The sequence below is a fragment of the Vibrio algivorus genome (assembly GCF_030161215.1).
GTDB lineage: Bacteria > Pseudomonadota > Gammaproteobacteria > Enterobacterales > Vibrionaceae > Vibrio > Vibrio algivorus.
This window is the reverse complement of record NZ_BSPV01000006.1, coordinates 259657-272776: the sequence shown is the minus strand read 5'-3', so window position 1 is coordinate 272776 and position 13120 is coordinate 259657. Positions and strand designations below refer to the sequence as shown.

The following is a 13120-nucleotide window of genomic DNA, read 5'->3' as shown; positions in this document are numbered from 1 at the left end:
GTTTGGGGAGATTGTTGCTTAACTGAACTCGTCAGTTAACGATAATTCAATAAAAAGGCGACAGTGTAGCCGCCTATTTGCTATTTCTTGTTTTAGGCACTGATATTGTAAAACAGATAACCTTGATAAGCTAAAAAGCACAGCAATAATATCCCGCCTTCAGTGCGGTTGATACTACGAGATTTACCTAAAGCCATCACAACTAAGAGTAATGATACGCCTAGCATGACCCAAAAGTCTCGGTTCATGGCATATTCACTTAATATTGATGGGTTAATTAGAGCAGGAATTCCCATTACTGCTAAAATATTAAAGATATTTGAGCCAATGATGTTACCTACAGCCATATCATCTTCGCCTTTAAAAACACCGGCAAGTGATGCAGCAAGCTCAGGTAAACTCGTACCAATGGCGATAATAGTTAAACCAATCACTAAATCACTCATACCGAAGTATTTAGCGATGATCACTGCATTATCTACTAATAAATCAGCGGCTATCGGTAATAGAATTAAACCGACTACAACCCAAAAAATAGCAATTTTATTATCAACACCTTCAGGGATTTCAGATTCCTGCTGTTCTAACAAGATATCTTTGGCCCCTTTTTCATTCTGACTAATCTTAAGCATACCCAAAATAAAGGCCGCAAATAAAGCGATCAACACAAGACCTTCAGTAAAGCCTAGGTAGTCATCCCACATTAACGCACCAGCGACTAAGGTCACGATAATCATTAAAGGGAGTTCACGGCGTAAAATAGTTGAGCTAATGGATAAAGGCTTAATCATTGCAGTAATACCTAAGATCAATGCAATGTTGGCAATGTTTGAACCCAGTACGTTACCAATCGCGGTATCGGTTTTGCCTTCCAGCGCTGCAGTGGCTGATACCATCATCTCTGGTGCAGATGAGCCCATTGCTAGAATGGTCATACCGATGACTAATGGGGAAATGCCCATGTTCTTTGCAACGGCTGCTGAGCCATAAACCAGCTTATCAGCACTCCATACTAATAGTGCAAGGCCAACAACGAGTAATACAACAGCAAGTAACATGATGATTCCTGTTTACTAAAGTGAGTTAAAAGTGACGAAATATCGAGTAGATTAAGGGACAAGCTAACTATCCTCAATATGAGGGGCGCAATTTTGACGTTTCAAGCAACAAAAAGAAAGTCTCTTGACATATTTATTAGTCATTTGGCTTCTATTTACTAACAAGAAAAAATAAAAATATTAGGTTCAATTGAATGAAAACATTGCTTTATTCTTGTTGAAACTCGCATTTTTAGGTTACTTGGGTATATGATGCGCCAATGTATTGCTTTTGTTAGTGATTATAAAGGAAAGTTATGACAGCGGAATTGGTATCGATAAAATCTCTGACGTTTCAGCGTAATCAAAGAGTGATTTTCGATGATGTGAATTTGTCGATCCCGAAAGGAAAGATCACTGCAATCATGGGGCCATCGGGTATTGGTAAAACGACATTGTTGCGTTTGATTGGTGGCCAGATTTTACCAGATCAAGGTGAGATATGGTTTGATGGCGATAATATTCCAGCTTTAAATCGTCAGCGCTTATATCAAGTTCGTAAAAAAATGAGCATGCTATTTCAATCTGGTGCTTTATTTACTGATATGAATGTATTCGATAACGTCGCTTTTCCTTTGCGAGAACATACCGAACTGAACGAATCTTTAATTGAAACCTTAGTAAAGCTCAAGTTGGAAGCGGTTGGGTTACGAGGAGCGGCGCAATTGATGCCAAGTGAGCTTTCTGGCGGTATGGCTAGGCGAGCTGCGCTAGCGAGAGCGATTGCGTTGGATCCTGATTTAATTATGTATGATGAGCCGTTTGTTGGACAAGATCCTATCACAATGGGGGTACTGGTGGAGCTGATCAAAAACCTTAACCATGCTCTTGGCGTGACTTCCATTGTGGTTTCCCATGATGTGCCAGAAGTAATGAGTATTGCCGACTACGTGTATTTATTGTCTAACGGAAAAGTGATTGCCCAAGGCTCTCCTGATGAGCTTAATCAGAGTACCGATGAGCGTGTACAACAGTTTTTAACTGGGAAAGAAGATGGCCCGGTTCCGTTCCACTTTGCTGCTTCACCCATTGAAAAGGATATATTGGGTTGTGAATAAACCAGAGCAAAACCGTGATCCCATAAAAGACAGTCACCCTATAATCAATAAGGTCGCCCGAATTGGCGCACGTACGATTGCCTTAGCGGAAGCTTGGGGAAGAGCTTCTTTGATGTTGTGGGGGGCACTTGTTGGTAAACCTCAATTGAGTAAAAATTTTCCTTTATTTATCAATCAGCTCTACAGCGTTGGTGTACAATCTCTAGCCATTATTATTGTGTCAGGCTTATTTATTGGCATGGTGTTGAGCTTGCAAGGCTACATTATATTAGTGGATTACGGTGCAGAGGGCAGCTTAGGTCAAATGGTGGCACTGTCTTTATTGCGTGAGTTAGGCCCAGTGGTGACTGCATTATTGTTTGCTGGACGAGCGGGTTCTGCTTTAACGGCTGAAATAGGTTTGATGAAAGCAACTGAGCAACTATCTAGCTTGGAGATGATGGCGATAGACCCACTGCGTCGAGTGGTTGCGCCACGTTTTTGGGCAGGAGTCGTGTCGATGCCCCTGCTTGCTATGATCTTTATGGCGGTTGGTATCTGGGGGGGACAGATTGTCGGTGTAGAGTGGAAAGGCATTGATGCTGGTAGTTATTGGTCGGCAATGCAATCTTCGGTCAGCCTTGGTTATGATATTGGTAACAGTGTCATCAAGAGTATGGTATTTGCGATAACCATTATCTGGATAGCTTTATTTAATGGCTATGATTGTATCCCTACATCAGAAGGTATTAGCCGTGCTACCACTCGAACGGTTGTACATTCTTCATTAGCCGTCTTAGGGCTAGATTTTATTCTGACTGCTTTGATGTTCGGTCATTGATTTTGAATTTATATTGGAAGTAAATCATGCAAACAAATCGTCGTTTAGAATTTATGGTAGGCAGTTTTGTATTATTGGGCGTTATTGCGATTTTAGTGATGATGTTTAAGGTGGCGAATGTCACCAGTATTGGCCCAAGTGATAGTTATACCTTAAAAGCACACTTTGATAATATTGGTAACTTGAAAGTTCGCTCTCCGGTAAAAGTTGGAGGAGTTGTGGTTGGGCAAGTTACTGATATCAGCTTGGATACTCAGAATTACATTCCAGTTGTTAGTATGTCAATTGGGCGAAAGTTTGGGGAGTATCCCGACACCTCAAGTGCGCAAATCCTGACTTCAGGTTTAATTGGCGAACAGTATATTAGCCTAGTGCCAGGCTTTGTGATGGAAGGGGTGAGCAGTACCTTGGTGGATGGTGATTTTATTGAAGATACTAAGTCTGCGTTAGTGTTAGAAGATTTAATTGGCCAATTTTTATATAGCAGCAAAGAGTCTGAATAATATACCCAGTTACTTGGGTGTCATAAGGAGTTAGCTATGTCTTGGATAAAAAAAACAGCGTTACTGTTGGCGTTTGTGGGTTTTGCTTTTAGCGCTAATGCCGCAACAGTTGATAGTAGTAATCCATATAAAATGATGCATTCGGTTGCAGAGCAAACGTTTGATCGCCTTAAAGCTGAGCAGTCAAAAGTGCAAGCGGATCCGAATTACTTAAAAACCATCGTAGAGCAAGAAATGATGCCGTACGTAAATTATCAATATACGGCACTGAAATTACTTGGCCCGAACTTACGAGGGGCAGATAAACAACAAGTCGGAGAGTTTATACAAGAATTTCGTGCTTATTTAATCACCTCTTATGCACAAGTCTTGACTCAATATACCGATCAAACGATTCAATTTGCAGTAGAAAAAACCGTAAATGATGATGTGCGTATTCTTTCTATTCCGGTTGAGATCATCGATACCAGCCGCCCAAATATTAAACTTGAGTTTACTTTATTAAAAAATACCAAGACTGGAGAGTGGAAAGCTTACGATATGGTGGCAGAAGGAATTAGTTTACTTTCAAGTAAGCAATCAGAATGGAATAGTAAAATTCGTCAGGATGGTATTCCTGCGGTCACTAAAGAGTTAGCTCAATTGGCACAAAAAGACATTGTTTTTGAAGGTAAAAAATAGTGCAGAGTTGTCATTGGCAAGAAAACGGTGAGCAGCAGGCCTCTATCATTGGCCAATTGACTCGTGATACTGTACCTGAGCTGTGGTCTCAACTACAAGCTTGGCAGACACAAATTGCGCGATATGAAGTATGCTTAAAAGAGCTCGATAGAGTGGATTCTGCAGGCATGGCAATGCTTATTCATTTATTACAGCATGCAAAAAATCAAAATTGTCATATAATGCTGACCTTTATGCCAAGTCAGCTATATACATTATTTAAACTTAGCAATATTGATGAGCTATTTGCTGAGCATATTCAAGTTACCGACGATTAAAAAATTAGAGGGTTACGTGGACATTATCCAAGTAAAACAAATATTAGATGACGCCTTGTCATTACAAGAAATTCACGTGAAAGGTGAAGGCAGCCATTACGAAGTCGTTGCGGTTGACTCATCTTTTGAAGGTATGAGCCGAGTTAAAAAACAACAATTAATTTACGCGCCGCTGATGGAATATATCCAAAGAAATGATATTCATGCCGTGTCAATTAAAGCGTATACACCCGAAGAGTGGGCGCGTGATAAAAAGCTAATGTCTTTATAGACTCAATCGCTTTTGCTTACTTTTTGTTTAAAAGAAGTAAAGAATAAAAATAAAGAAGCAAGGTTCTTATACTAATGGAAAAATTTAGAGTACACGGCTCAGGCCCACTACAAGGTGAAGTCACCATTTCAGGGGCTAAAAATGCAGCGTTACCAATTTTGTTTGCCGCTATTTTATCGGAAGGTCCGGTTGAAGTCGCAAACGTTCCTGCATTACGTGATATCGATACTTCAATTGAATTACTTAAGCGCCTTGGTGCGGAAGTTGAGCGCAACGGTGAAGTGTTAAGTGTCAATTCTGGCCCGATCCACGAATATTGTGCTCCGTATGATTTAGTAAAAACCATGCGTGCTTCCATTTGGGCATTAGGTCCATTAGTGGCTCGTTTTGGTCATGGACAAGTTTCTTTACCTGGTGGCTGTGCTATCGGTGCACGTCCGGTTGATTTACATATTCATGGTCTAGAGCAATTGGGTGCAACCATTACTCTTGAAGATGGTTACGTAAAAGCGGAAGTTGATGGTCGCTTGAAAGGCGCTCATATCGTGATGGATAAAGTGTCGGTAGGCGCAACCATTACCGTAATGAGTGCAGCAACCTTAGCTGAAGGTACAACGGTATTAGAAAACGCGGCTCGTGAACCTGAAATTGAAGACACCGCTGCATTCTTAAATGCCATTGGTGCAAAAATTACTGGCGCAGGTACAGGTACTATTACAATTGAAGGCGTTGAACGTCTTGCTGGTGGTAAACACTCAGTTGTCGCTGACCGTATTGAAACTGGTACGTTCTTAGTTGCGGCTGCCGTTTCTGGTGGCAAAGTAGTATGCCGTAATACTAAAGCTTCTTTACTTGAAGCTGTTTTAGCTAAGCTTGAAGAAGCAGGTGCGAAAGTAGAGTCCGGTGAAGATTGGATCAGCTTAGATATGACTGGTCGCAAATTAAAAGCGGTAACGATACGTACAGCGCCACATCCTGGTTTCCCAACGGATATGCAAGCGCAGTTTACTTTGCTGAATATGATGGCGAAAGGCGGCGGCGTGATCACAGAAACTATTTTTGAAAACCGCTTTATGCATGTACCAGAATTAATGCGTATGGGCGCTAAAGCTGAGATTGAAGGTAATACCGTTATTTGTGGTGATACTGAAAGCTTAACGGGTGCTCAAGTGATGGCAACCGATCTTCGTGCTTCTGCAAGCCTTGTTATTGCTGGTTGTATCGCTAAAGGTGAAACCATTGTTGATCGTATTTACCATATCGACCGTGGCTATGACCGTATTGAAAATAAATTAAATGCTCTAGGTGCTAATATCGAGCGTTTTAAATAATAGGCTGAGAAAGTGTGTGCTTCACAGCGCTTACTTTTTTGGCAATGGAAGCTGAAGCCTAGTGGTTTCGGCTTTTTTATTGTATAGGGCATTGGCGATTTGCTTTGCGCTTTATGTGATTGGAGAAACTGAATGATTGCTTTACTACGCATTATTGCTGTCGCGATATTTGCTGTCTTCATGTTTATTTTTGGTTGTGGTTACTGTTTATTCAGTCCACGTAATCCTCGCCATGTTTTTACTTTTGGCCGCATGTTTGCCCGAATGTCTAAAGTTTTCGGTATTAAGCTTGAGCTGAGAATTCCAGACAATGCTTATGAACGCGGGCAACACATCTATTTAGGTAACCATCAAAATAACTGGGATTTATTTACTATTTCAGCTGCGGTGACGCCAAATGTAGTGACGGTCGGTAAGAAAAGCTTAGTCTGGCTACCATTATTTGGTCAGCTTTATTGGTTGACGGGTAATATTTTAATTGACCGTGCCAATCGTAGCAAAGCGATGGACACTATTAGCCAAGTAGCCGATCAAATTAAGAAGAGCAAAGTATCGGTGTGGATGTTCCCTGAAGGGACGCGTTCTCGTGGCCGTGGCTTATTGCCGTTTAAAACTGGTGCTTTCCATGCTGCTATTGCCGCACAGGTACCAATTGTGCCAATCGTATGTAGCTCAACGGACAACCTTAAGTTGAATCGCTGGAATAACGGTCATGTGATAGTTGAAATGCTGCCACCGATTAACGTTGAAGGCTACAATAAAGAGAATGTTCGAGAGATACTGAAACTGTGCCGCAATCAAATGAAAGCTAAGTTAGAAGAGCTAGATGCTGAAGTGCTAGAGCGTAACGCGAAGTAATTCTATTTTAACCGTGATTCAAACTTAGAAAAAGCCAATGAATAATTTTGTTCATTGGCTTTTTTGTTACTTGGAGACTAATTTGAATTACAACCAGCCTTTACGTTTAAAGTAAAAGTAAGGTGCAAAACCTGAAGCGACCATTAAGACTAAAGCAGCGGGATAACCAAAGGTCCAATCTAACTCAGGTATAACATGGAAGTTCATACCATAAATACTGGCGATTAATGTTGGTGGTAAGAATACTACCGCAGCAATTGAAAAGGTTTTGATGATTTGGTTTTGCTCGATATTGATAAAGCCTTGCGCGGAATCCATTAAAAAGTTGATCTTCTCAAATAAGAAAGTGGTATGAGACATTAAAGTTTCAATGTCCCGTACAATTTCCCGTAATGTTTCCAGCTGTTCTGGTGTCGATTTTAAGTGACGTAATAAGAATGAAATGACACGCTGAGTATCCATTAAACATAAACGAATTTTACCATTACTGTCTTCGAGTCGTGCAAGGCGGCTAATACATTCTTCCCAATCAGCTTCCTCATCTTCCAGTACGGTATAACTGATCTTTTCTAATTGGTGGTGTATATCCTCAATGGTATCGGCATGATTCTCAACTTTTTGTTCCAAAATAGTGATAAACAGTGATTGAACATCATCAGATTGAACTTGACCTTTACGAGCTCGTAAACGCAATAAACGAAAATCAGCAATACTTCCTTCACGAATGGTAATGAGTCGGTCTTTTTGCAAAATTGAAGCAATATTGACGGTCGTGTGTCGACCTTCGCTCGGCGAGAGGAACAGGGAGTGGACATGCAAACCTTCATGATCGACAAAATAACGTGAGGATGCTTCTATCTCTTCTACATCATTAGTACCGGGAATTTGAATGCCTAGTTGTTGTGATAAAAACTGACGATCTTCATCACTAGGATCGTGGGCATCTATCCAATCAGCTTGCTCAATAAGAGGTTGTAGATCTTGTTGTTTGTCATAACTTATTTCTTGAATAAAGCCGTTATTGATTTTGAAGAATCGCATCGTATGGAGGTCCTTTTTGATGATGGACGAATGTCCCTATCTTATACCTAACCCACCTTAAGATGCGAATTTCAGCCTGAATCATGTGTAATTCCATTGTTACAATTTGAAATATTTATTGACAAATACTTGCCTAGGCAAATAAAATGCTGGCCATGTATTTGCCTAGGCAAGTAAATTGAAACATAAAGGTGCTTATGACTACTTCTCCTTATATTCATGCATCGAGCATTCCATTAGGAAAACTTGTTGGTTTAGTTAATCATCATAAAGATAGATTACTTTCACAATTCTTCATGCCACTCGATGTCACTCCTGCTCAATTTAAAGTGCTTGCTGCTATTGAGTTTGAGAAAAAAAATTCACCAGCAGAAATTAGCAAGTTACTTGCAATTGATTGCGGGTCTATGACTCGTATGGTTGAGCGTTTAGTTAAAAAATCGCTAGTGGAAAAACAGCCAAACCCAGAAGATAAGAGGAGTGTCATTTTGATATTAACACCTTCTGGTGAATCACTATTAACCGAATGTATTGAGGTTATTGAAACTCAAGTGAGCCCATTACTGGTAGGCGATTTATCTGCTGATGAAGTGAAACAGTTGAGTGGTTTATTAGAGCGATTGCTGCCTTAACCAAACGTTATTGAAGCAACAAAAATATTAATGATTAAATGGTTGAATCATGGAAAACAAACAAAATATTGAAGCTGCTGTAAAATCGAAAAGTAAACGCAAAACCTCTTTTCTTATTCTATTGGTTGCGTTATTGGTAATTGGTGGTGGTTGGTTTGCTTATTATCAAATCTATGCAAAATTTGTAGAAGAAACAGATGATGCTTATGTGAATGGCAACCTTGTGACGGTTTCACCACAAATTGCAGGCACGGTGACCAAAGTTATTCCTGATACCGGTGATTATGTGGAAAAAGGTCAAGTGTTGGTGGCATTGGATTCTAACGATACCCAAATTGCACTGCAAAATGCTGAGGCTAAATTAGCAAGTAAAGTGCGCGAAGTTCGTAGTATGTATGCCGCTGCGGATAACTTTAAAGCGAAAGTTGAAACTAGCAAAGTAGAATATCGCCAAGCCTTAAATGACTATAACCGTCGTAAAAATTTAGTATCGAAAGGCGCGATTTCGAAAGAAGACTTGATTCACTATCAAGACACACTAGAAGGCGCGAAAAGCCAGTTAGAAGCCGCTGAGCAATCATTACAAATGACAGTGGCTTTAGTTGATAACACAGTATTAGAAACGCACCCAGGTGTAAAATCGGCAGTTTCAGCATTACGCAAAAGTTACTTAGATAATATGCGTACTGAAATTGTTGCACCTGTCAGTGGTTATGTGGCTAAGCGAGCTGTGCAACTTGGTAGCCAAGTTCAGCCTGGTAGTCAATTAATGGCGATTGTGCCACTACACCAAGTATGGGTTGATGCCAATTTTAAAGAAAGCCAAATGAAAGATATGCGTATTGGTCAACCGGTTACCTTAACTTCCGATCTTTATGGTGAAGAAGTGCAATACACTGGTGAAATTGAAAGCCTAGGTATTGGTACCGGTAGCGCGTTCTCTCTTCTGCCTGCACAAAATGCTAGTGGTAACTGGATTAAGATTGTTCAGCGTTTGCCAGTGAAAATTCATTTAGACGAGCAAAACCAAGATAAGTACCCATTACGTATTGGTTTATCTATGGTGGCTAAAGTCGATATTAAAGATACTGATGGCCAATTATTAGCAAAACAAGTGAATAAACATGCTCGTTATGACACTGATGTTTATCATAATTCTCTTGAAGAGGTGGATAAGCTCGTAGCTAAGATTTTGCATGAAAATGTTGGTGTAGCAAGTGTTGGCGCAACAACGACTGCGAAATAGAGGCGTTCATGAACGATCAAACATATACGCCTCCTAGTCTGCCACTGGCGGTTATTGCACTTGCATTAGCGACGTTTATGCAGGTACTTGATAGTACGATTGCTAATGTTGCATTGCCAACTATCGCGGGTAACTTAGGGGTAAGTTCAGAGCAAAGTACTTGGGTTATCACTTCTTTTGCGGTGTGTAATGCTATTGCACTACCTCTTACAGGGTGGTTTTCTCGTCGTATAGGACAACTTCGGTTGTTTATTTTATCGGTGGCATTATTTACCTTTTCATCATTCCTTTGTGGAATTGCGACCAGCATGCCTGAGCTTATCGTATTTCGTGCTCTACAAGGCTTCTTTGCTGGCCCTATGTTTCCGATGTGTCAGACCTTATTATTGGCCATTTTCCCATCGGTTAAGCGTGGTGCTGCATTAGCCTTGATTTCGATGGTTACGGTTGTTGCACCGATTATCGGGCCGATTACTGGAGGTTGGATAACCGATAACTATTCTTGGCCGTGGATCTTTTTCATCAACTTACCGATTGGTATTTTTTGTTGTTTAGTGGTTTGGCAGCAATTGAAAGATCGTGTTGATGTGACGGCGAAAATGCCAATTGATTTTATTGGGATAGCTTTGCTAGTACTCGGTGTCGGTTTGCTGCAAGTTGTGCTCGATTTAGGTAATAATGCTGACTGGTTTGCTTCGACCCACATTGTAGTAATGACGTGTATCGTGGTGGTGGCTCTGATTTCATTTGTAATTTGGGAGTTAACCGATGAACATCCCATTGTAAATTTATCCCTGTTTAAAGATCGTAATTACACAGTAGGTACGTTGGCATTGGTACTAAGTTATTCAGCTTTCTTTGCCATTAATATTATTTTGCCTCAGTGGTTACAGATTTATATGGGGTACACTTCAATTTGGGCGGGACTAGCTTCTGCGCCAATGGGAATATTGCCATTTTTACTCACGCCGTTAGTGGGCAAATATGCCCATAAAGCCGACATGAGAATATTGGCAACGGTTTCTTTTGTGGTGATTGGGGTGTCATGCTTCTTACGCGCTAATTTCAATACGTTTGTTGATTTTAACTCGATTGCTCAAGTGCAATTATTTATGGGGATTGGTATCGCATTTATGTTTATGCCACTAACCACGATATTTTTATCAAACTTGAATGGTCAACAAATTGCAGATGCTTCGGGCTTAACGACCTTTTTGCGTGTACTAGGCGGAAGTTTTGCTTCTTCATTAACCACGTGGTTATGGACTCGTCGAGCGGATTTCCATCATGCGACAATGACTGAGCATGTGAGTAATTATGAGCCTGCAGCAGTGGATTATTTACATAAGATGGGGGGAGAGACACAAGCTAATTTAGCGGCAGTTGATCATATCATCACCACTCAAGCTTTTATGAATTCAACGATTGATTACTTCTATATGCTAGGTTGGTTGTTCTTTGCGTTAGTGGTTATTATTTGGTTTTCTAAAGGACCATTTATTAAATCAAGTCCAAATGCATCAGCGGCGGCAGCTGCGCATTAATCAGTCTGTAAGCTAATAATTAACGAAGGAGCGAATGATTTCGTTCCTTTTTTATTTTTTAAAATGAGACAGATGAAGCTGCTATATCATAAAAAGCATAGTCTCTACCGGCGGCTTGTTTGGTTTTATCCAACGCAAGAAGTGCTTGGTCGAGTAATTCATTAGCCTTAGGTTGATTCTTTTTATTTGAGTAGCTGATACCAAGGCGAACACGAACCGGAAATTGGTGTTGTTCAGACCGATAATTAAACTCAAGTTGTTGTTGTAATTCTTTAACTCGAACATCTAGATTATTGGGAATATCTGCTTGAGTTCGAACAAGTATGAATTCATCTCCACCTAGTCGAAAAGCTTTGCATTGTTTTATTGCAGCAAGCTTTTGAGCAAACTCTATTAAAACTAGATCGCCCACTTGATAACCAATGTGGTCATTGATTTGTTTAAAACGTTTTAGGTCGATAGCGCATAAACTGACAGTTGAGGTGCTTTTTAATTGTTTTTTTAGGTAGTCTGATAAGGCGCGTCTATTTCCTAACTGAGTCAATGGATCGAGTTGGGCAAGTTCTGCTGAATGTCGGCTCATTCGAAGTAAAGTAGTTGAAAGTAATACGGTAATAATAAAAACAGATAACTGCCAAAACTGAATCAGGTCGTTATTTCTACGTGTACCTTCGCTAATACTACTTGCAAGTACTTGGCTCAGTGAATAGTTTAAGTTTAATAGGTCATCTTGAACTTTAATTACTTTGTCGTTAAATATCTTGGAGTGGAGTTTACTTGGCTTGTTAAGGTCACTATCTAGCGCTTTTATACTGTTAAAAAGTGTTTCTACGTCTTTAGTAACTTGTGGGTGGCGAGTGCGTAAAAGTTCAGTAGCGCTCGCTTCTAAAAAGAGTTGTAGGCGGTTCCAAACCAGATCGTAACTTTGGGTTAATTCTGATAAGGGAATCGCATCCAATTGGTATAATTCGTTTTTGTATAGAAATTTTTCCGATTGGTAGAGTATCCGGTTAGCGTACCAATTGGTCGAGCGATAGAAGCGATCGATATTGTGGTTATTTTCTTTTTGTAGGTAGAAGCTCCACAAAAAGCCGCTAGTAAGTACTGATAGTAGCAAGATAAACGCAGTATTGATCATTATGTGTCGTGAGATATACCGATGCATTATAACGCCTTAATTTTGTTTATCTGCCAGACTAATTGATTATGTAGTTCATCGTGTGAGAGCCATTGAGGGGTTTGGTCAAAAGGCACCAGTAACCAAAATGGTCCTTTATTACGTAATGACATCACTTTTTTATCTTGTCGAAGGGTTAAGATAAATGGATATTTTTGTAAGTCGTGAATATTGATGTCATAGGAATAACCATTGATGCCATAGATTCGAATGCCATTAGATAAAGGTTTTAGCTTATCAGTAATTAAGCTTAATTTAGGTCCTTGATAGGTATGAGTACCTTTAGTCCAAGGGGTCGAGGTGGTAAAGGTCGTCTGAGGCAGGCTTTCAAGCTCTTCACGGCTTAGGGTAATTTGTTGTCCTGTTGGCGATTCTAAGATCAAAATAGGCGACGATTGGGCAAAAGTTGAGACCGCCATAAGTATCAAAGCTAATGTTAGTTGAAGAGAGGATGAGGTTATCGATTTCATTAGTAATACTTACCTTGCGCATATATTCCACCGCATTCTAACATTACCATGACAATTAGCACTATGATGTTGAG

At 40.1% G+C, this 13120-nt stretch carries 15 protein-coding genes; 11 read left to right on the top strand and 4 right to left on the bottom strand.

The features are described 5' to 3' along the window. Positions 1 to 92: 92 nt before the first annotated feature. The gene (locus QQJ93_RS10325) at positions 93 to 1058 is read right to left on the bottom strand and encodes a calcium/sodium antiporter (protein WP_089122301.1); all 966 of its coding nucleotides are present in this window, start codon (positions 1056 to 1058) and stop codon (positions 93 to 95) included. A 296-nt stretch (positions 1059 to 1354) separates the two neighbouring features. Between QQJ93_RS10325 and mlaF the strand changes: the two genes are divergently transcribed. The 8 genes from mlaF to QQJ93_RS10285 all read left to right on the top strand — a co-directional run bounded on the left by mlaF (position 1355) and on the right by QQJ93_RS10285 (position 6936). Further along, positions 1355 to 2155 carry a phospholipid ABC transporter ATP-binding protein MlaF gene (gene mlaF / locus QQJ93_RS10320; protein WP_089122302.1) on the top strand — a complete coding sequence of 267 codons (801 nt, stop codon included), beginning with the start codon at positions 1355 to 1357 and terminating at the stop codon, positions 2153 to 2155. Between the two features lie 43 nt (positions 2156 to 2198). Beyond that, positions 2199 to 2975: a lipid asymmetry maintenance ABC transporter permease subunit MlaE gene (mlaE, locus tag QQJ93_RS10315; RefSeq protein ID WP_089123536.1), complete on the top strand. Its 777-nt coding sequence runs from the start codon at positions 2199 to 2201 to the stop codon at positions 2973 to 2975. A gap of 26 nt (positions 2976 to 3001) precedes the next feature. Continuing rightward, entirely contained in the window at positions 3002 to 3478 is a 477-nt protein-coding gene (mlaD, locus tag QQJ93_RS10310) for an outer membrane lipid asymmetry maintenance protein MlaD (RefSeq protein ID WP_089122303.1), read from the top strand. A gap of 36 nt (positions 3479 to 3514) precedes the next feature. Beyond that, positions 3515 to 4159 (top strand): phospholipid-binding protein MlaC, encoded by a 645-nt coding sequence (mlaC, locus tag QQJ93_RS10305; RefSeq protein ID WP_089122304.1) that lies wholly within the window; start codon positions 3515 to 3517, stop codon positions 4157 to 4159. Next, a complete protein-coding gene (locus tag QQJ93_RS10300) occupies positions 4159 to 4476 on the top strand; it encodes an STAS domain-containing protein (protein WP_089122305.1) in 318 nt (105 codons plus the stop codon). The genes mlaC and QQJ93_RS10300 overlap by 1 nt, the downstream gene beginning before the upstream one ends. Positions 4477 to 4492: 16 nt before the next feature. Then, positions 4493 to 4747, top strand: coding sequence for a BolA family iron metabolism protein IbaG (gene ibaG, locus QQJ93_RS10295; protein ID WP_027697725.1), 255 nt, complete (start codon positions 4493 to 4495; stop codon positions 4745 to 4747). 74 nt (positions 4748 to 4821) lie between these two features. Then, entirely contained in the window at positions 4822 to 6078 is a 1257-nt protein-coding gene (murA, locus tag QQJ93_RS10290; protein ID WP_089122306.1) for a UDP-N-acetylglucosamine 1-carboxyvinyltransferase, read from the top strand. Positions 6079 to 6210: 132 nt separating this feature from the next. Next, positions 6211 to 6936: a 1-acylglycerol-3-phosphate O-acyltransferase gene (locus QQJ93_RS10285; protein ID WP_089122307.1), complete on the top strand. Its 726-nt coding sequence runs from the start codon at positions 6211 to 6213 to the stop codon at positions 6934 to 6936. A gap of 87 nt (positions 6937 to 7023) precedes the next feature. Here QQJ93_RS10285 and corA read toward each other — a convergent pair whose 3' ends face one another. Then, positions 7024 to 7977: a magnesium/cobalt transporter CorA gene (corA, locus tag QQJ93_RS10280; protein ID WP_089122308.1), complete on the bottom strand. Its 954-nt coding sequence runs from the start codon at positions 7975 to 7977 to the stop codon at positions 7024 to 7026. A gap of 197 nt (positions 7978 to 8174) precedes the next feature. Here corA and QQJ93_RS10275 point away from each other — a divergent pair, with 197 nt between their 5' ends. Genes QQJ93_RS10275 through QQJ93_RS10265 form a run of 3 tightly spaced genes read left to right on the top strand, consistent with a single transcriptional unit; the run spans position 8175 to position 11399 of the window. Then, the gene (locus QQJ93_RS10275; protein WP_089122309.1) at positions 8175 to 8609 is read left to right on the top strand and encodes a MarR family transcriptional regulator; all 435 of its coding nucleotides are present in this window, start codon (positions 8175 to 8177) and stop codon (positions 8607 to 8609) included. Between the two features lie 49 nt (positions 8610 to 8658). Next, complete coding sequence (locus QQJ93_RS10270) at positions 8659 to 9855, top strand: HlyD/EmrA/EmrK family protein (RefSeq protein ID WP_089122310.1); 1197 nt, start codon at positions 8659 to 8661, stop codon at positions 9853 to 9855. Between the two features lie 8 nt (positions 9856 to 9863). Further along, positions 9864 to 11399 (top strand): DHA2 family efflux MFS transporter permease subunit, encoded by a 1536-nt coding sequence (locus QQJ93_RS10265; RefSeq protein ID WP_089122311.1) that lies wholly within the window; start codon positions 9864 to 9866, stop codon positions 11397 to 11399. Between the two features lie 58 nt (positions 11400 to 11457). Here the strand turns inward: QQJ93_RS10265 and QQJ93_RS10260 are convergent, their stop codons facing one another. Together QQJ93_RS10260 and QQJ93_RS10255 are read right to left on the bottom strand one after the other, a co-directional pair. Further along, on the bottom strand, positions 11458 to 12564 hold the full coding sequence (locus QQJ93_RS10260) for a GGDEF domain-containing protein (protein ID WP_089122312.1): 1107 nt from the start codon (positions 12562 to 12564) through the stop codon (positions 11458 to 11460). Continuing rightward, on the bottom strand, positions 12564 to 12995 hold the full coding sequence (locus QQJ93_RS10255) for a putative pterin-binding protein (RefSeq protein WP_284186082.1): 432 nt from the start codon (positions 12993 to 12995) through the stop codon (positions 12564 to 12566). The genes QQJ93_RS10260 and QQJ93_RS10255 overlap by 1 nt, the downstream gene beginning before the upstream one ends. Positions 12996 to 13120 lie beyond the last annotated feature (125 nt).

Coding starts and splice junctions, on each gene's coding strand:
- QQJ93_RS10255 (WP_284186082.1), bottom strand. CDS start 12,995: ATGGCGGTCTCAACTTTTGCCCAATCGTCGCCTATTTTGATCTTAGAA.
- QQJ93_RS10275 (WP_089122309.1), top strand. CDS start 8,175: ATGACTACTTCTCCTTATATTCATGCATCGAGCATTCCATTAGGAAAA.
- murA (WP_089122306.1), top strand. CDS start 4,822: ATGGAAAAATTTAGAGTACACGGCTCAGGCCCACTACAAGGTGAAGTC.
- QQJ93_RS10270 (WP_089122310.1), top strand. CDS start 8,659: ATGGAAAACAAACAAAATATTGAAGCTGCTGTAAAATCGAAAAGTAAA.
- QQJ93_RS10325 (WP_089122301.1), bottom strand. CDS start 1,058: ATGTTACTTGCTGTTGTATTACTCGTTGTTGGCCTTGCACTATTAGTA.
- mlaD (WP_089122303.1), top strand. CDS start 3,002: ATGCAAACAAATCGTCGTTTAGAATTTATGGTAGGCAGTTTTGTATTA.
- mlaF (WP_089122302.1), top strand. CDS start 1,355: ATGACAGCGGAATTGGTATCGATAAAATCTCTGACGTTTCAGCGTAAT.
- corA (WP_089122308.1), bottom strand. CDS start 7,977: ATGCGATTCTTCAAAATCAATAACGGCTTTATTCAAGAAATAAGTTAT.
- QQJ93_RS10285 (WP_089122307.1), top strand. CDS start 6,211: ATGATTGCTTTACTACGCATTATTGCTGTCGCGATATTTGCTGTCTTC.
- QQJ93_RS10265 (WP_089122311.1), top strand. CDS start 9,864: ATGAACGATCAAACATATACGCCTCCTAGTCTGCCACTGGCGGTTATT.
- QQJ93_RS10260 (WP_089122312.1), bottom strand. CDS start 12,564: ATGCATCGGTATATCTCACGACACATAATGATCAATACTGCGTTTATC.
- mlaC (WP_089122304.1), top strand. CDS start 3,515: ATGTCTTGGATAAAAAAAACAGCGTTACTGTTGGCGTTTGTGGGTTTT.